The organism is Roseburia intestinalis L1-82 (assembly GCF_900537995.1).
GTDB lineage: Bacteria > Bacillota > Clostridia > Lachnospirales > Lachnospiraceae > Roseburia > Roseburia intestinalis.
In genome coordinates this window covers 3,783,740-3,801,697 of the sequence record NZ_LR027880.1, presented here as the reverse complement: position 1 = coordinate 3,801,697, position 17,958 = coordinate 3,783,740, and the positions used below count along the sequence as shown (strand labels likewise).

The following is a 17,958-nucleotide window of genomic DNA, read 5'->3' as shown; positions in this document are numbered from 1 at the left end:
ATGGAAAGGAAGACACAGTATGGCAGTATTTACAGAAGATAACAAGGAGTTTCAGACATTTATTGACAATACAAATGCAATTATTACAGAGGTTACCGGACATGCAAAGAAAGAAGATATCAGTGAACTGCAGAGACTGGTATCAAATTTTAAAAAGAAAACAGAAGATTTTTATCGTACAGACAGGATGTTAAACATCGGTGTGATTGGACAGGTAAAAGCGGGAAAATCCACGTTTCTGAATACACTTCTTTTTGATGGAAAAGAGGTATTGCCGAAAGCACCGACACCTAAGACAGCAACCCTGACTAAAATGGAATATTCAGATAAGAACATCATTCAGATTGAGTACTATTCGAAAGAGGAATGGGAGGTACTTGAGGAAAATGCATGTGTGGATCTGGAGGATGAGATCTATACCTCAGCACGCGAAATTATTGAGATGGTAAGAAGGAATGGTGTAGACCCGGTCCCTTACCTGGAAAAGGGGAAGGACATCTTAGAATATGAGTCTTATGATGCTCTGGTTTCCGGTTTAAATAATTATGTAGGAGAGGATGGAAAATACACACCGATCGTAAAGGCAGTCACACTGTATCTCAACAAAGAAGAATTTAAAGGTCTGTCGATCGTAGACACCCCTGGTTTAAATGATCCGATCGCATCCCGGACAATCCGCACGAAAGAGTTTATGGAAGTATGTGATGTTGTATTTTTTCTGAGTCCGTCGACTGGATTCCTTGATAAAAGTGACTGGATCTTGTTGTCCAGTCAGCTCCCGCAGAAAGGTGTAAAAAAGCTGGTGCTGATTGCAAGCCGTTATGACAGTGGGGTCAGGGACGTTTTAAGAAAGCAGGAGGAGGATGACATCTTTGGCGATGACGAAAACACAACGGATAATGTTCCAAAAGCCTGCAGGATCGTGAAGAAGAAACTGACGAAAAGAGCAAAGGCAAAAGTCGAAGAATTTGTTGAAGATTTAGAGGCAAGAGAAAGTTCGCCGGAATTGATCGAAGTAATCAGGCAGTGTGCAAAGCCGATCATGATATCTTCACTGGCGTACAATATGATTGGCAAAGCGGAAAGTGAGTTTACGAAAGAAGAAAAAAATATGTATTCTGCGATCCGTCAATTTTCAACGGATATGGATTCCGACTTAAATTTACTTGGAAACTTTGATGAGGTTAAGGCACTGTTCCGTGAGGTAGTAACGGAAAAAGAACATATTTTTGAAGCGAAGGCAAAGGGATTTATTCCGGATGCGGTGGAAGAACTGCGTAATCTTCTGTTATCATATCAGGATAAAACAAACCAGCGCATCAAACTTCTGGAAGGAAATGAAAAAGAACAGCTGTTAGAACAGAAGAAACTGATCGAAAGTCAGATGAACAATATTAAGGCAGATATTGCAGCTGTTTTTGGAGAATTAAATGCAAAGATTGAATCAGAAAAAGCGGTTGGGATCAGAGAACTCCGGGATTCCAGTAAGGATTATTTAAATATCAGGGAAAGAACCGGTAGTAAAACAAGTACAGGTTCTTATACGACAGGGCATTTGTTTTGGAAAAAAACACATGTATATACATACGAGGAACACTATTCTTACTGCATAGCAGCTGATGCGATCGAGAATTTGAAGAAATATGCGCTGGAGGCTTCCAATCAGGTGGAGGAAGTGTTTAGCGAGGCTATGCAGATGAAAGAAGTAAAACGAAAACTGTTAAATGTAGTGGTAAATAATTTTGATATGGGAAGTGAAAAATACGATTCTTCGCTGTTTAGGATTATGGTGGAGGAGACGATCAGCAGAATTGAGTTTCCTGTTTTTGATATGGATATTTCGGATGCCATGAGTGGGATTGCGGGCAAGTTTAATGGGGAACTTACTTCAGCACAGGAGAAAACGGAATTATCTACCGCATTGTCTAAGGCTATTTCAAACATTTATGGAGAGTTGTGTGACAGATTAGAGAAAGAGGTAAAGAGCTTTGAAACAAAAATGTCTGCAATCAGCCAGAAGGTGGAAGAGAGTCTTTTGAACAATATAACAGAAGAGTTTGGAAATTTGATCAGCCAATGCGAAAATAAGGAGAACGAGATTGCTGCATATAAAGAATATGCTGCGATTTTGGAAAAGAAGTTAGCAGAATTAAAAGCGTAAATGGAGGATGGATTTATGCTGAGTGAGATACAGACAACGCAAAATAAATTGAGCCGGACATTAGACAGTTCATTAAATAATGCGGCAGCGATCATTACAAAAAGTTATCTTGACCGTTTGGAAACCTATGACATTATGCGGCCATCAGAGGAAGATATTGATGTAGATATTGTAATGTGTGGAAAGTTTTATAAACTTACCAGACTGGTGCTCAACAAGGAAGAAAATTTTTTAAACAAACTGACCACGATCGTGAATGTAGCTTCATCCATTGGCTGTAGCATTACAACGATTATAAGAAGTGATGGTTACCGTATAGATTATTATTTAGGTATTTTATCAAAAAATGCAAGAAACCAGAATGAAATCAGCCGGAACAGAAGAATTGCAAATGCAGAGGCTTTCAAAGGTGCATTATCAGGAAACCTGATTGGATCGGAGTTGGAAGAAATATCAGACGATAAGGTGGAACTGTTTCAAAAAGAGGTTTTAAAGAAAAAGGGAAATTGTTATTCTGCGGTATCGGGGATCGTGGCACTTCGTGATGAGGGAGATAGAAGCACAGAAGGGTATGTGCAGGGAATTGAGAATCTGACGGATTCTTTAAAGGGACAAAAATATACGATCGTTATGCTGGCCGATCCAGTAGATACCACTGAGATCCAGGTGATCAAACAGGGGTATGAGATGCTGTATACGCAGCTTTCTGCTTTTGCAGGCAGTACGGTAACACTCAATGAAGGTGATACATCATCTATTTCAAAGGCAGAAACAAACGGAATATCAGAAGGGATCTCCAGGGGAATTGCAATGACGCAGAGCAAAACGAGATCCAGCGGAAAATACTTTGGGGGCAGTGCAGGTGTAGACGTCGGTTTTAATATGGGAGCCATCAATCTTGGATTTGAGGTTGGAATCAATGCGGGGAGGAACAGCGGCACCGCAGATACAGCGGGTAAAACGAATTCAACAATGAGAGCAAGCCAGCAGAGCCGTGCATTTACAGATACGGTATCTTCCACAAAAACGACAGGAAAAAGCCTGCAGCTTAATTATGAAAACCGTTCTGTAAAGTCATTACTTGATAAAATAGACCAGCATCTGCAGCGCCTGGATGAGTGTGAAAGTTTTGGGGCATTTGACTGTGCAGCGTATGTGATTGCGGATAACAGAGAAACTTCTCTCATGGCAGCAAGTAATTACAATGCCTTAATGCGGGGAAAACAATCCTGTGTGCAGGCATCGCATATCAATTCGTGGTCAAAACCGGAGGATACAGATATTCTGGGAAAATATTTAGGTTCTCTGGTGCACCCGAGATTTTTGCAGGATAAAGAAAACAAGGTGGTTGTTACACCGGCATCTATTATAAGTGGAGATGAGCTGGCAATACAGATCGGTCTTCCGAAAAAATCTGTTTCAGGGATTACAGTGATACCGATGGCTCCGTTTGGACGGAATATAGAATGTGGTTCTGGTCCAACGATTGATCTTGGAAATCTTTATCATATGGGACATAACGAGGGTGGAAATGGAAGAGAACAAAAGGTAAAAATCGACATGCAAAGCCTGGCGATGCATACATTTATCACCGGATCAACAGGAAAAGGAAAATCGACAGCAATTTATACGATGCTGGATCAGTTAATGGAGCACAAGGTGAAAATTCTGGTCATTGAATCGGCGAAAGGAGAGTACAAAAACAGATTTGGCAGTTATAAAGATATAAAAATATTTGGGACAAATTATAAAAAAATGCCGCTCCTTCGTATCAACCCGTTCAGTTTCCCGGAAGATATTCACGTTTTAGAGCATATTGACCGGTTGATTGAAATATTTAATGTGTGCTGGCCAATGTATGCTGCAATGCCGGCAGTTTTAAAGGATGCGGTTGAACATGCCTATATCGCTGCCGGATGGAATCTGGAGAACTCTGAGTGCAGATATCATGACACACATGGAAATGCATTGTATCCGTCGTTTATTGATGTATTAAATCAGATCAATGTGGTGATGGATGATTCTGCTTATTCGTCCGACAGTAAGGGGGATTATAAGGGAGCACTTTGTACCAGGCTGAAATCGTTGACCAATGGACTTTATGGTCAGATATTTACCAATGATGAACTTACTGCGGAAGAATTGTTTGATTTTAATGTTATTATTGATCTGAGCAGAACCGGATCGGGAGAGACAAAGTCACTTATTATGGGATTGCTTGTGATGAAATTACAGGAGTATCGTATGGCAGGTGCGGGGAAAGGAAATGCGGCGCTTCAGCATGTAACTGTACTGGAGGAGGCACACAATATCCTGAAACGCACATCAACAGAGCAGTCCGGGGAGAGTGCAAATGTACTTGGAAAATCAGTGGAAATGCTTGCAAATTCGATTGCGGAAATGCGTACCTATGGAGAGGGGTTTATCATTGCTGACCAGGCTCCGGGGTTGATGGATATGTCCGTGATCCGCAATACCAATACCAAGATCATTTTAGGACTGCCGGATATGGAAGACAGGGAACTTGTGGGCAGAGCAGCAAATTTAAATGAAGACCAGATATCAGAGTTGTCCAGGCTAAAAACGTTTGTTGCAGCAGTTTATCAGAATAACTGGTTAGAGCCTGTATTGTGTAACATCGATACCAATTTTAAGAAAAATTCTCTGTATTGTTATAAAGGGGAAAGTGAAACACGCACAGATAAAAATAAATTTGTTGAATATTTACTGATACCTGTCAACCAGAGAAACAAACTGGACAGGAAATATATAACGGATCTTACTGATGAGGTATATAAATTATCAATACCATCGGAAGCCAAAAGAGCGTTTATCAGGTATACAAAAACGAATGATAAAGAAGAAATCCAGAAATTAAGATGTCAGGTTATTTATCATATTTTTAATTCGGAAATTGCGTTTGAGATGCTGCGAAAACAGGAAGGAAATATTGATACATGGTATTGTGCTATGAGAGAAATACTTGATCCGGCAGTTACGTTGATGAGTGAAAATGACCAGAAAAAAATCGTGGCACTTTTGACAAGGGAAAAGGCACAGATAGATGGAAAAGAGACGTCACGAACTTTATTTGAAAGATTAATGGACTATATGTAGAGAGGTGTGAAGTTATGCATCTGGAAAATGGAGCAAAGGAAATAACGGAAATTCAAGGGAAAAAAGATGTAAGACAGGAGTTCAGTGCAGAAGCACTGGCTAAGTTTGACCAGATTTTAGAAGATGACAAGATTGAAAAAACGGATAATGCAGAGGCAGATCTTGAAAAAGTATTAAGCCAATATTTTAAGGATATTAAAGAAAAATCAGAATGTCCGGATACATTTTCAGATAGGCCATTTGAAGCTTACGATTTAAAGAAAATTACTCCGGAAGAAAATGCAGTTATGCGGGAAGAATTTGCGGATAAGAAAGAGATGTTAAAAAGGAGTTGGGAGGAAACAAACGGCCGGGAGTGGCCGAAATATGGGCATGATGTATATTCTGCAAATGGTAATCTGATTCGTAAAGAAGGAAGTGACTACGATGCACATCATATACAGCCTTTAGGTATGGGTGGAAAGAACGAGTCAGCAAATATTACACCACTAGATGCACAGGTGCATTATGACAAGCAGGGAGTACATGCAGCCGATAGTCCGTACAGTAGATTAAATGAAATGTTAGGGGGAATAGATTAATGACAAAAAAACAGTATTTAGAGCAGATTTTAAAAGAAACAGTTGATGGCGGAAGAGTGTCAGAAGTTGAACGGGTATATGGAGCAGAACTGCCGGAAGTTTTAAAAAAAATTATTTCAAATAATGAAGAAACAATATTTTTGGATGATGGTGTCAGAATCTTAGCTTTTAAAGAAATTTTGAATGCAAAAGAAGAACTGCATGTTGATTTTAAAGCAGATGGGATCATTCCAGTTGCAGACTGTGGTGAGAATGATTTTATTGTGTACCATTTTAAAGAAACATTCTGGTCTAAATTTAACATTATTGATGAGATATCTTTTAAGAAAGAAAAAAGTATCGAAGCATTGATAAAATAAGGGTGAAACAATATTCTGGCTGCAGAAAACAAAATAAAAGTATTAAGGATAGATATGATAATGTTTTGAGATGAAAAATGGAGATGAGGTTATGGAAAAAAAGGAGCCGATAGATAAAAGATCAAAAGCAGATCGTGTTCTGCGGATGTACGACCTTTTGATGCGTGGTAAAGTGATTAACAAAGCCGCTGCTGGACAAAAGTTCGGTGTGGATGAAAAAACGATTCAAAGAGATTTAGATGACATCCGCTGTTATCTGAACGAACGTGTCAATGATTTTGGTATCCAGAATGAGCTGATCTATGACAGAAGGAAGAATGGTTATCGGCTTGAGCAGGAAGAAGGAATGCGTTTTTCCAACGAGGAAGTGCTTGCTATTACCAAAATATTGTTAGACAGCCGTGCATTTACCAAAGACGAAATGATGCAGATGTTAGATAAGCTGATCGAGTGCTGTGTGCCGCCGCAGAACCAGAGCCTTGTCAGTGAACTGATTGCCAATGAGCGTTACCATTACATTGAACCGCAGCATCACAGGGTATTCATTGATAAGATGTGGCAGATCGGACAGGCAATTCATGAGAAAAAATGCATTGAGATCGGTTATGAGCGTACAAAAGATAAAAAAGTTGTGAAGCGGAAGGTAGAACCGCAGGCAATCCTTTTTTCCGAATTTTATTTTTATCTGGCTGCAAATATTGAAGGGATCGATAAAGAAAAAGCATTTGATGTGGCAAATGATGCGTTTCCAACCATTTACCGGATCGACCGGATCCTAGAACTTCAGGTGTTGGATGAACACTTTAATATTCCGTATAAAGACCGGTTTGAGGAAGGAGAATATCGAAAACGAATACAGTTCATGTATGGCGGGAAATTACAGCGTACGAAGTTCTGGTATAAAGGAACCAGTGTGGAGGCGATATTAGATCGCCTGCCGACTGCAAAGATCCTGAAGGAGGAAAACGGAAAGTTCTTAATTTCGGCTGAAACATTTGGCAAGGGCATTGATATGTGGCTGCGAAGCCAGGGAGATTATGTTGAAGTTGTAAAAAATTAAAAAAGTTTTTGAGATGGACAGATGGTGTCTTAGGTACAAGCTATAATAAAAGAAAAATTATTCACCGGATAAACGTAAAAATTCATCCATAAATTGTTGTACTAAAGCACGGGAGGAAGGATTGATCGAACGATATTTTTTTAAAAAGGCAAGCTCATCTTCATTGAGAGCCGTCTCGGACACTTCCTCTACTTTATGGGCACACGAAGAATAGCCAATCAGATAATCAACAGATACGTCAAAAATATCTGCCATGGCTTCTAACATGTCGATATTCGGTTCATTGGTATTATTTTCGTACTTACAGATGGTCTGCTGGCTGACGTTCAATTTATCAGCAAGAGCCTGCTGGCTTAACCCCATCTTTAGTCTCAAATCTTTTAATCGATTCATGATTTGTAATCTCCTAGGTAATACTTTTATTTTATCAGTTGAGAAGAAATATATACAACGCGGGAAAAGGGTTGAAATATACATTTTAATAGAGTGAAATAAAAATGTTACAGAGTATTTATCAAATATCTAAAAATATTAATTGAAAGGAAACATATGGATCAACATCAAGAAAAAATAGAGTTATTGAAAAAATACTATACTAAAATTCAAACAATATCTGGATTTCAGATAGGAAATGATATTTCTCGAAAAAAATTAGACAATGCAAAAAAGAAATTTGCATCGGGATTAGATGAGAGTACGGTAATTGGATTTTATGACACCACAGTTGCAGGAAGCGGAAAATCCGGATATTTATTTACAGATACAAAGGTATATTATCTGGAAGTATTAGAGAAACCAAAGAAAATCTGGTATGACGACATCGAAGATATTGAGTTATATGACATAGCGAATAAAGACTGCAATAATGAATTGCAGATAAAATTGTATGATGGAACAAAAATAGATTGGACAAGTATTTATCTTAATAAAACACCATTGTATCGTTTTTTTAAAGAATTGCTTGCGTTGATAAGACAGCCTGCAGAAGATAATATTGAGAAGTTAAATGTACAGACTGATAAATCAGAAAATTATGGAGCAATGGCGGGTGGAATTTCGAGTGCAGCATATGGTCAGATAAATAAATTATATGAAGAAGAAAAATTCCATGGAAGACAGGGACATGGATTTGCTGCAGAGAGAGCCAACAATTTGTATGATAATTTGACAGGACATGATGCAAAGATAGTTGGTGATGATAATGTGAAAAATGGCGCAGACAGAATGGTAGATGGAATATTTATTCAATCAAAATATTGCCAGACAGGTTCTGCCTGTGTTAATGAATGCTTTGATGAACAGGGAAATTTCAGATATCTGAAAGATGGAAAGCCAATGCAGATTGAAGTCCCATCAGATAAATATGATGCTGCGGTAGAGGCTATGCAAGATAAAATACGAAAAGGGAAAGTACCAGGTGTAAAGGATATTAATGAAGCAGAAAATATTGTTCGAAAAGGACATTTTACTTATGAACAGGCTAGAAATATCGCAAAAGCAGGAACTGTGGAGTCTATAACATATGATGCTGCTAATGGAGCAGTTGCTGCAAAATCAGCATTCGGTGTGACGGCGATGATTGCATTGGCAACTAATTTATGGAACGGGGAAGAACTCGAGAAGTCTTTAAAGATAGCGACAGCTTCAGGATTAAAAGTTGGAGGAACTGCATTTGTTACATCTGTTCTTGCAGGACAGCTGTCAAAAGCAGGATTGAATAGTGCACTTGTCGGAAGTTCGGAAGCGATAGTTTCTGTTATGGGACCGAAGGCATCAGCACTGCTTATTAATGCTTTTCGTGATGGTGGCAATATTTATGGTGCGGCAGCTATGAAAAGTGCAGCTAAATTGCTGAGAGGAAATGTAATAACTGCAGGTGCAACAGTGGTGATACTATCGTCATTTGACATTGCAAATATATTTCAGGGACGTATATCTGGAAAGCAGTTATTTAAAAATCTTGCTAATACAGCAACCACGGTTGCAGGAGGAACAGGTGGATGGATTGGTGGTGCAGCAGTGGGGTCAGCAATTTTGCCTGGAATCGGGACAATTGTGGGAGGATTGGTTGGTTCTGTTGTAGCAGGGGCTGCAGCAGGAAAGGCAACGGAAACAGTTCTTGGAAATTTTATCGAAGATGATGCTGATGAGATGGTTAGAATTATTCAGAAAGAATTTGAGAAACTTGCAAAAGATTATTTATTAAATCAAAAGGAGGCAGAAAAATCAGTTGACAGACTGGGAGAAAAATTAGATGGAAGTATATTGAAAGACATGTATGCATCTTCAAATAGAAGAGAATATGCAAGAAATCTTCTGGTACCCATTATTGAAAGTGAAGTAGCAAAACGTAAATATGTTGCAGCAGTAACCAATCAACAGATGGTTCAAAGTCTGAAAGATGTTCTTGAAGACATGTCGGAACATGTGAAAGAGGATGATTTAGAGAATATTGCATTTACATAGAATACCAAATTGCTTTATGGGAGAAGAATATGGAGAGGAATATTGAAATAATTGATAAACTGCATTCGTATGTTTGGGCTAAGGAGAATGAAATTGTCATAAAAGAATATTTTGTAGACAATATAACATTTGATAATTTAAGAGATTGTCTTATTGGAAATGCAAAAATTCTTGAGGAGGATTTTGAAAAACAGATATATGTGGTAACTGTTGATAGTGGTATCAATAATATGAATGGGGCATTAATTGTAATACAACGAGTAGATAACAATAAACTAAGTTTGGCAGGCTATGCAAGAGAGGGTTGGATTAACCAACATACAGCAGAAAAAGCAATTTTAAAGATAATAGAACAAATAAAATCTAAGTATAAAGAATGTGCTTTATTGTAGAGAGTAGATGAAAAACATATCACTACAGAGCATGAGTGGGAAAAAGGAAGTCAGCGGTTCTAAAACTAAGTAGAAAATCAGTACACACATTTTGTGCAGATATTACAAAAATAATAAAAAATATGTGATACTACTGACAGATATATGTCGGCATGTTACAATCTATTTAAAGCATTACATTCTAACAAAATCTATAAGGTAACATACGCCGTTTCAAAACAAATCAAAACCACGTTAAAGGCTGCATATTAACATGCGAGCCACTCAGAATTTTCAATGCTTTTAAATCACCAGTAAATCAAAATAAAAGCAGGGAGAATTCGAAAATATCAGACGGTTCTCCCGAATAAAAGGGAGGAAACGATTATCGCGCAAAGGACAAAGAAAGCGTTAGCAGACAAGGTAAAAAAGATCCAGTGGCATCCTGCATTTTATGCGGCGGCGGAACTGGAATTAAAGGAAAACATCGAGGAACTTGATTTAATATCAGAGTATCACCTAAGTAAAGAACCGATCCGTATTGATCTTCTGATCATAAAAGAAGAAAATGCAGAAAAAGTGATGAAAAATGAAATCGGTCATATCATGCGAAAGTACAATGTGTTAGAATACAAAGGACCGGGAGATGAACTGTCGATAGACACTCTTTACAAAACACTTGGATATGCCTGCCTTTATAAAGGATATGGGAAAACGACCAATGAAATTCCAGCAGAAGAATTAACAGTATCCTTATTTCGAGAGGCATATCCAAAAGAACTATTTTTGGAATTGAAAAGGAAAGGATATACCTTAGAAGAAAAATATCCCGGCATTTATTACGTGGGAGGGAACATTTTATTCCCAGTGCAGATCGTGGTGAGCAGCAGGTTAAGCCGGGTTATGCACAGCAGTCTAAGAATCTTATCTGCAAATGCCGATATAGAGGATATCAGGAAGTTCTTAGAACAGACAGAAAATATGAAGACACCGCGGGAGCGGAATAATATAGACGCGGTATTACAGGCGAGCGTCAGTGCGAACTATGAAATATATCAAAAGGTAAGGAGGGCTAATGGTATGTGCGAAGCATTACGGGAATTAATGAAAGATGAAATAGAGCAGGATGTAGCGAGAGGAGAAGCGAGAGGAGAAATGCGTGGCAAAGCCGAAGGTATTGTTGAAATGGGATATGAGTTTGGCCTCTCTGAAAGTGCTATTTTGGAACGGTTGCAGAAAAAACTAAATATATCATTACAGACTGCACAGGAATATCTCAAAACTTTTGGAAAACAAGTGGTATAAGTTTAGAAAATATATTAAAAAAACAAAGCATTACATTCTAACAAAATCTATCAGGCAGCATACGCCGTTTCAAAACAAGTCAAAACCACGTTAAGGGCTTTGTATATCAATAAGCAAGCCACCACGTCGGATATCAGAATTTTCAATGCTTTTAAATCACCAGCCAAATAAAAGTAAAAGCAGGGAGGATTCGAAAATATTAGACGATTCTCCCGAATAAAAAGGGAGGAAACGATTATCGCGCAAAAGACAAAGAAATCGTCATCAGACAAAGCCAAAAAGATCCAGTGGCATCCTGCGTTTTATGCAGCAGCGGAACTGGAACTAAAGGAAAACATCGAGGAACTTGATTTAATCTCGGAGTATCATTTGAGTAAAGAACCGATCCGTATTGATCTTCTGATCATAAAAGAAGAAAATGCAGAAAAAGTGATGAAAAATGAAATCGGTCATATCATGCGAAAGTACAATGTGTTAGAATACAAAGGACCGGGAGATGAACTGTCGATAGACACTCTTTACAAAACACTTGGATATGCCTGCCTTTATAAAGGATATGGGAAAACAATCGATGAAATCCCGGCGGACGAACTGACCGTGTCATTGTTCCGTGAAGCATATCCAAGAGAACTGTTTTTGGAATTAGAACGAAAAGGATATGTACTGGAAGAAAAATATCCAGGTATTTATTACGTGAGAGGGAATATTTTATTCCCGGTGCAGATTGTGGTGATCAGCAGGTTGAACCGGACTATGCACAGCAGCCTAAGAATCTTATCTGCAAATGCCGATATAGAGGATATCAGGAAGTTTTTAGAACAGACAGAAAATATGAAGACACCGCGGGAGCGGAATAATATAGATGCAGTATTACAGGCAAGCGTCAGTGCAAACTATGAAATATATCAGAAGGTAAGGAGGGCGAATGGTATGTGCGAAGCATTACGGGAATTAATGAAAGATCAAATAGAGCAGGATGTAGCAAGAGGAGAAGCGAGAGGAGAAGCACGTGGAATTATAGATACATGTTGTGATTTAGGGTTGCCAGAAGACGCTATTTTAGAGCGGTTGCAGAAAAAACTAAATATATCATTACAGACTGCCCAGGAATACCTAAAGACTTTTGGAAAGCAGATGGTATAAGTTAAACGCACACATTTTCACGAAAACGACCAGATGCGTTTAGAATACATATTTTATGGATATGTTGTTTCTACGCTTATGTATAAAATTTATAAAAACAAAGCATTACATTCTAACAAAATCTATCAGGCAGCATACGCCGTTTCAAAACAGGTCAAAACCATGTTAAGGGCTTTGTATATCAATAAGCAAGCCACAACGTCGGATATCAGAATTTTCAATGCTTTTAAATCACCACTAAATAAAAATAAAAGCAGGGAGGATTCGAAAATATTAGACGATTCTCCCGAATAAAAAGGGAGGAAACGATTATCGCGCAAAAGACAAAGAAATCGTCATCAGACAAAGCCAAAAAGATCCAGTGGCATCCTGCGTTTTATGCAGCAGCGGAACTGGAACTAAAGGAAAACATCGAGGAACTTGATTTAATCTCGGAGTATCATTTGAGTAAAGAACCGATCCGTATTGATCTTCTGATCATAAAAGAAGAAAATGCAGAAAAAGTGATGAAAAATGAAATCGGTCATATCATGCGAAAGTACAATGTGTTAGAATACAAAGGACCGGGAGATGAACTGTCGATAGACACTCTTTACAAAACACTTGGATATGCCTGCCTTTATAAAGGATATGGGAAAACAATCGATGAAATCCCGGCGGACGAACTGACCGTGTCATTGTTCCGTGAAGCATATCCAAGAGAACTGTTTTTTGAATTAGAACGAAAAGGATATGTACTGGAAGAAAAATATCCAGGTATTTATTACGTGAGAGGGAACATTTTATTCCCGGTGCAGATCGTGGTGATCAGCAGGTTGAACCGGACTATGCACAGCAGCCTAAGAATCTTATCTGCAAATGCCGATATAGAGGATATCAGGAAGTTTTTAGAACAGACAGAAAATATGAAGACACCGCGGGAGCGGAATAATATAGACGCAGTATTACAGGCAAGTGTCAGTGCGAATTATGAAATATATCAGAAGGTAAGGAGGGCGAATGGTATGTGCGAAGCATTACGGGAATTAATGAAAGATGAAATAGAGCAGGATGTAGCAAGAGGAGAAGCAAGAGGAGAGGCAAGAGGAGAAATGCGTGGCAGAGCGGAAGGAATTGTAGATACATGTTGTGATCTAGGGTTGCCAGAAGACGCTATTTTAGAGCGGTTGCAGAAAAAACTAAATATATCATTACAGACTGCCCAAGAATATCTAAAGACTTTTGGAAAACAGATCGTAAAAAATTAACGAACGTCAGGAAAATCAAAAACATATGAACTATCAGCAAAAAGATTTAGTGAGAATAGCAAAACGGGAAAACAATACCAAAAGAAGTTATCTGGTAGTAGATCCACTGCAGGGAAAACATGTTCCGGTCGAACCTTCGAAAGCACTGAATTTATTTAAAAGTCTTGCAGAGAAGTTTCAGGGAAAATATGAAGGTGAGAGGCTGCTTTTGATCGGTTTTGCAGAAACCGCGACAGCAATCGGTGCACAGGCTGCGATCACATTGGGAACAAAGTATATCCAGACAACACGGGAAGTAATACCGGATGCCAGATATTTATTTTTTTCGGAAGCGCACAGCCATGCGACTGAGCAGAAATTGGTAAAAGATGATATAGACCGTGTGATAAATGATATTGACAGGATAGTATTTATAGAGGATGAGGTGACCACTGGGAATACGATCATGAATATCATTAAGATCATAACAAAAGAGTATCAGAAAAAAACAAAATTTGCAGTTGCTTCATTGTTAAATGGAATGACAGAAGAATACTTAAAAATTTATCAGGATGAAAAAATAGAACTTCATTATCTGGTAAAAACGGATCATTCCGGATACGGTACGGTTGCGGAGCAGTATAGATGTGATGGTTTATATATTTGTGCGATACCGGAGAATCATACGCATGAAAGCGCGGATATTGATGTGCAATCAGAGAAGAATATGCGGGAACATATCATATCAATTCCCGGATGGATGAATGCAAGACGTTTCGTTGACGCAAAACAATATGAGGCTGCATGCAGAAAACTTGCGGAAACTGTAATCGTGGAAACGAGTGTGAAACAGGGTGAGCGCGTACTTGTGATCGGCACGGAAGAGTTTATGTATCCCGCACTTCTGACAGGTCAGGAAATAGAAAAAATAGGATGTGATGTCCGCTGCCATTCTACGACTAGAAGTCCGATCGCGGTCAGTACCGAGGAAGAGTATCCACTGCATTGCAGATATGAACTGTGCAGTTTATATGATCCGGAACGAAAGACTTTTATTTATGATCTGGAAAACTATGACAGGGTTATCGTTATGACGGATTCGGCATTAGCGTCGTTAAAAGGATTAGAAACGCTGATTTACGCACTTCGGATGAAAAATGAAAATATATCTGTGATCCGTTGGTATTAAAGAGAATATAGGAATGAGGACAAAAATGAGAAGTTCATACAGCGATGAGGATGTGATCCTTTTACTAAAAGATATCACCGGCATGGTGCAGCCACAGCCGACCGAAGAGAGAGAAAAACTGATACAGGCGGGAAAACATTACAGTGAAATGCTGCCGGTCGAATATGTCCCGACAGAAAAATATATGCAGGTGTACCGGGAAGCGTTGAAAAATTATGCAAAACCGGTAGCACTTGCTGTCGGAAGACTTGCAGATAAGATCGTTGAAAAAAAGGGACAGGACATTGTGCTCGTCTCACTGGCTCGCGCCGGTATTCCAATCGGAATTTTAGTCAAAAGATATATTGCAAAAAAATATCAGGTCAATGTACCGCATTATTCCATTTCCATTATCCGCGGCAGAGGGATTGATGACAATGCGATGAAATATCTGTTAAGCCGGTATGAACCGGGACAGTTATTGTTCGTGGACGGATGGATCGGAAAGGGCGCGATTTTAAATGAATTAAAAAAGGATCTTGCGCAGTATGAAGGTGTGTCATCCGATATCGCAGTCATAGCAGATCCTGCTAATGTGACAGAACTGTGTGGCACGCACGATGATATTTTAATACCGAGTTCCTGTCTTAACAGCACTGTGTCAGGACTGATCAGCAGGACATTCTTAAGGAGTGATATCATTAGAAAAGATGATTTCCACGGAGCCGTTTATTATGGAGAATTAAAAGATTCGGATCTGTCCTATGAATTTATCCATACGATCGAGAACGAGTTTGAGATGGATGTGGAAAAAGAAAATAAGTGTGTGGAAAGCTCTGGTATTGACGAGGTAAAACAGATTGCAAAGACATTTGATATTGATGATATCAATCTGATCAAACCGGGAATCGGAGAGGCGACAAGAGTATTGCTGCGAAGAGTTCCATGGAAGATCCTGATTGATGAGAGGTACAAGGGAGATCCTCAGCTTGGACATCTGGTGAGATTAGCTGAGGAAAAAAATGTGTCGATCCAGTATTATCCGATGAAACATTATAAATGCTGCGGTATCATTAAAAAAATGTCAGATATATAAAAAATACTGCCGGTTTCCAGGAAAATTTATGCATACGTCAGTTTGGTCTCGTCATGCCAAAGAAATTTATGTATACATCAGTCTGGTCTGTCATGCCAAAGAAATTCGTGCATACATAAGTTTAGTCTGTTATGCCAAAGACCTCTGCAAGAAATAAGATTTTTTCTGCCCAGTTATGGTGGGTTTTGTATTCGTTCATGCGTTCACCCGCAAGATTTCCGGAGACAAGCGAGTCTGATTTTTTATCCCAGTTTAAAATTGCTTTTGCATCGTTAAAATCTGATCTTGTAACCTGATAAACTTTGTTTACGACAGAAATCTGATTTGGATGAATGACTGTTTTTCCGGTAAAGCCGCAGAGTTTATCATCTTTTAGTTCCTGAATCAGGCCATTTTCCCAATTATACCCGGAATAATATTCCCATACCGGTCCGGAAACGACGTAGTCCATGCCGTAAACAGTTATGATATCAGAAAAAATATCAGCGACAGGTCTGATCCGGTGAATGGACTCGTCACAATGACGGCGGAATCCAAACATGTGACACAGATCATTTCCTCCGACACGGATATTTAAAACGAGATCTTCCACATGGGAAAGCCTGTCTTTCAGATCATACAGGATATCGATACGGTGCCGCAGGTCAATGATAGAAGAACTCTCATAGATCGGCATCATATATAATTTCCTGGAAGCCTGTTCGTTAGCCCGGATCATTTCTTCTATATAAGAGCTGGCGTTGTCAGCAGTAAATTTCGGTATGATATAACCGGTGATCACCTTTATGCTTTCCCCAAAAGCCTTCGTTAAACGTTCAATCTGGCCGGCATTGCGGACACGGATAAAGATTTTCGGAAGGTAAAAAGGATGATCCTGAAAACTTTCAAATATCTGATGGATGGAAGAGATAAGATCCTGCTCTGCTTCTGTCACATAGTTGTCATTGATCGTATCTTCAAGGCATAAAGCCAGAGAATATTTAGTTCCAAATTTTTCATGAATCACAGAGTCGGCAATCGTTTTTTTATTGGCGGGACAATAGAGCAGTGCACCGACACTGTAATAAATCATATCGTTTTTCAATTTGTAAAAATCCCCCTGAGTGTATAAAAACTCTTCAAAATAACACAAGTTTAACAACAGATTGCAAATTGAATTATAGCATTAATATAGGCAAAAAGATAGATAGATTCGATGCCGGACGTTTTCTTGAAAACAGGATGCCGGTATGCTATACTTTTAGATGATTTTTATAGAATATTGTGCTCTGTGAAACAGGGTTTTTGAGGAAGGAATAGTATGGGTAACGGTGGTAAAAAGATACGGCTGTCATTTAACTCTCCGGTTATTTTGGGATTTACGCTTGCCTGTTTTATCGTACTGATTTTAGATAAAGTAACAGGCAGTGCATCCACGCGTGCATTTTTCAGTGTCTACCGGTCATCGTTAGCAAGTCCGTTCACATACATCCGGTTTTTCGGACATGTGTTAGGACATGCCAGCTGGGATCATTTCTTTGGAAATATTATGATGTTACTGGTTGTAGGACCGCTTTTGGAAGAAAAATACGGTTCGGCAAATATTCTCTTTGTGATTTTAGCGACAGCGCTGGTAACGGGTGTGATCAATTTCATATTTTTCCCACATGTCCAGCTCCTTGGGGCAAGCGGTGTTGTATTTGCGTTCATATTACTCGCATCTTTAACAAGTATTGAGGAGGAAAAAATCCCGCTGACCTTTATTCTGGTTGCGCTGATCTATATCGGGCAGCAGGTGTATGATGGTATCTTTATCAGGGATAACGTCTCGAATCTGACACATATATTGGGAGGCATTGTCGGGTCAGGCCTTGGCTATGTGATGAACAAAAACAAAATGAACAGATATTGAAGGTGAGAATGCGC

At 38.9% G+C, this 17,958-nt stretch carries 15 protein-coding genes; 13 read left to right on the top strand and 2 right to left on the bottom strand.

The genetic code is table 11. The features are described 5' to 3' along the window. Nucleotides 1-19 precede the first annotated feature (19 nt). From RIL182_RS17790 to RIL182_RS17770, 5 genes are all read left to right on the top strand, one after another. Entirely contained in the window at nucleotides 20-2,161 is a 2,142-nt protein-coding gene (locus RIL182_RS17790; RefSeq protein ID WP_006856228.1) for a dynamin family protein, read from the top strand. Nucleotides 2,162-2,176: 15 nt separating this feature from the next. After that, nucleotides 2,177-5,278, top strand: coding sequence for a helicase HerA domain-containing protein (locus RIL182_RS17785; protein WP_044998786.1), 3,102 nt, complete (start codon nucleotides 2,177-2,179; stop codon nucleotides 5,276-5,278). A 14-nt stretch (nucleotides 5,279-5,292) separates the two neighbouring features. Beyond that, nucleotides 5,293-5,859: an HNH endonuclease gene (locus RIL182_RS17780; RefSeq protein WP_006856230.1), complete on the top strand. Its 567-nt coding sequence runs from the start codon at nucleotides 5,293-5,295 to the stop codon at nucleotides 5,857-5,859. After that, nucleotides 5,859-6,218, top strand: a complete 360-nt coding sequence (locus RIL182_RS17775) for a hypothetical protein (protein WP_006856231.1) — start codon at nucleotides 5,859-5,861, stop codon at nucleotides 6,216-6,218. Before RIL182_RS17780 ends, RIL182_RS17775 begins: the two co-directional genes overlap by 1 nt. 91 nt (nucleotides 6,219-6,309) lie before the next feature. Continuing rightward, nucleotides 6,310-7,278 carry a helix-turn-helix transcriptional regulator gene (locus RIL182_RS17770; RefSeq protein WP_044998725.1) on the top strand — a complete coding sequence of 323 codons (969 nt, stop codon included), beginning with the start codon at nucleotides 6,310-6,312 and terminating at the stop codon, nucleotides 7,276-7,278. Between the two features lie 57 nt (nucleotides 7,279-7,335). On the opposite strand, the gene RIL182_RS17765 is transcribed toward RIL182_RS17770, so the two are convergent. Next, nucleotides 7,336-7,671, bottom strand: coding sequence for a helix-turn-helix domain-containing protein (locus tag RIL182_RS17765; RefSeq protein WP_006856233.1), 336 nt, complete (start codon nucleotides 7,669-7,671; stop codon nucleotides 7,336-7,338). 186 nt (nucleotides 7,672-7,857) lie between these two features. Between RIL182_RS17765 and RIL182_RS21810 the strand changes: the two genes are divergently transcribed. The 7 genes from RIL182_RS21810 to RIL182_RS17730 all read left to right on the top strand — a co-directional run bounded on the left by RIL182_RS21810 (nucleotide 7,858) and on the right by RIL182_RS17730 (nucleotide 16,053). After that, nucleotides 7,858-9,744: a hypothetical protein gene (locus RIL182_RS21810; protein ID WP_243128710.1), complete on the top strand. Its 1,887-nt coding sequence runs from the start codon at nucleotides 7,858-7,860 to the stop codon at nucleotides 9,742-9,744. A gap of 29 nt (nucleotides 9,745-9,773) precedes the next feature. Then, the gene (locus tag RIL182_RS17755; protein WP_006856235.1) at nucleotides 9,774-10,136 is read left to right on the top strand and encodes a hypothetical protein; all 363 of its coding nucleotides are present in this window, start codon (nucleotides 9,774-9,776) and stop codon (nucleotides 10,134-10,136) included. A 561-nt stretch (nucleotides 10,137-10,697) separates the two neighbouring features. Further along, nucleotides 10,698-11,420, top strand: coding sequence for a hypothetical protein (locus RIL182_RS17750; RefSeq protein WP_006856236.1), 723 nt, complete (start codon nucleotides 10,698-10,700; stop codon nucleotides 11,418-11,420). Nucleotides 11,421-11,789: 369 nt separating this feature from the next. Beyond that, on the top strand, nucleotides 11,790-12,563 hold the full coding sequence (locus RIL182_RS17745; protein WP_243128709.1) for a flagellar biosynthesis protein FlgM: 774 nt from the start codon (nucleotides 11,790-11,792) through the stop codon (nucleotides 12,561-12,563). A 443-nt stretch (nucleotides 12,564-13,006) separates the two neighbouring features. Continuing rightward, nucleotides 13,007-13,810, top strand: coding sequence for a flagellar biosynthesis protein FlgM (locus RIL182_RS17740; RefSeq protein ID WP_243128708.1), 804 nt, complete (start codon nucleotides 13,007-13,009; stop codon nucleotides 13,808-13,810). Nucleotides 13,811-13,835: 25 nt separating this feature from the next. Next, a complete protein-coding gene (locus RIL182_RS17735) occupies nucleotides 13,836-14,978 on the top strand; it encodes a phosphoribosyltransferase domain-containing protein (RefSeq protein WP_006856241.1) in 1,143 nt (380 codons plus the stop codon). A 25-nt stretch (nucleotides 14,979-15,003) separates the two neighbouring features. Then, on the top strand, nucleotides 15,004-16,053 hold the full coding sequence (locus RIL182_RS17730) for a cysteine protease StiP family protein (RefSeq protein ID WP_044998729.1): 1,050 nt from the start codon (nucleotides 15,004-15,006) through the stop codon (nucleotides 16,051-16,053). Nucleotides 16,054-16,174: 121 nt separating this feature from the next. On the opposite strand, the gene RIL182_RS17725 is transcribed toward RIL182_RS17730, so the two are convergent. Beyond that, a complete protein-coding gene (locus tag RIL182_RS17725; protein WP_022112394.1) occupies nucleotides 16,175-17,137 on the bottom strand; it encodes an HpcH/HpaI aldolase/citrate lyase family protein in 963 nt (320 codons plus the stop codon). Nucleotides 17,138-17,353: 216 nt separating this feature from the next. On the opposite strand from RIL182_RS17725, the gene RIL182_RS17720 reads away from it, so the two are divergent. Then, nucleotides 17,354-17,944: a rhomboid family intramembrane serine protease gene (locus RIL182_RS17720; RefSeq protein WP_006856244.1), complete on the top strand. Its 591-nt coding sequence runs from the start codon at nucleotides 17,354-17,356 to the stop codon at nucleotides 17,942-17,944. The last annotated feature ends 14 nt before the right edge of the window (nucleotides 17,945-17,958 follow it).

Coding starts and splice junctions, on each gene's coding strand:
- RIL182_RS17730 (WP_044998729.1), top strand. CDS start 15,004: ATGAGAAGTTCATACAGCGATGAGGATGTGATCCTTTTACTAAAAGAT.
- RIL182_RS17755 (WP_006856235.1), top strand. CDS start 9,774: ATGGAGAGGAATATTGAAATAATTGATAAACTGCATTCGTATGTTTGG.
- RIL182_RS17720 (WP_006856244.1), top strand. CDS start 17,354: ATGGGTAACGGTGGTAAAAAGATACGGCTGTCATTTAACTCTCCGGTT.
- RIL182_RS17770 (WP_044998725.1), top strand. CDS start 6,310: ATGGAAAAAAAGGAGCCGATAGATAAAAGATCAAAAGCAGATCGTGTT.
- RIL182_RS17785 (WP_044998786.1), top strand. CDS start 2,177: ATGCTGAGTGAGATACAGACAACGCAAAATAAATTGAGCCGGACATTA.
- RIL182_RS17790 (WP_006856228.1), top strand. CDS start 20: ATGGCAGTATTTACAGAAGATAACAAGGAGTTTCAGACATTTATTGAC.
- RIL182_RS17775 (WP_006856231.1), top strand. CDS start 5,859: ATGACAAAAAAACAGTATTTAGAGCAGATTTTAAAAGAAACAGTTGAT.
- RIL182_RS17735 (WP_006856241.1), top strand. CDS start 13,836: ATGAACTATCAGCAAAAAGATTTAGTGAGAATAGCAAAACGGGAAAAC.
- RIL182_RS17750 (WP_006856236.1), top strand. CDS start 10,698: ATGAAAAATGAAATCGGTCATATCATGCGAAAGTACAATGTGTTAGAA.
- RIL182_RS17765 (WP_006856233.1), bottom strand. CDS start 7,671: ATGAATCGATTAAAAGATTTGAGACTAAAGATGGGGTTAAGCCAGCAG.
- RIL182_RS17780 (WP_006856230.1), top strand. CDS start 5,293: ATGCATCTGGAAAATGGAGCAAAGGAAATAACGGAAATTCAAGGGAAA.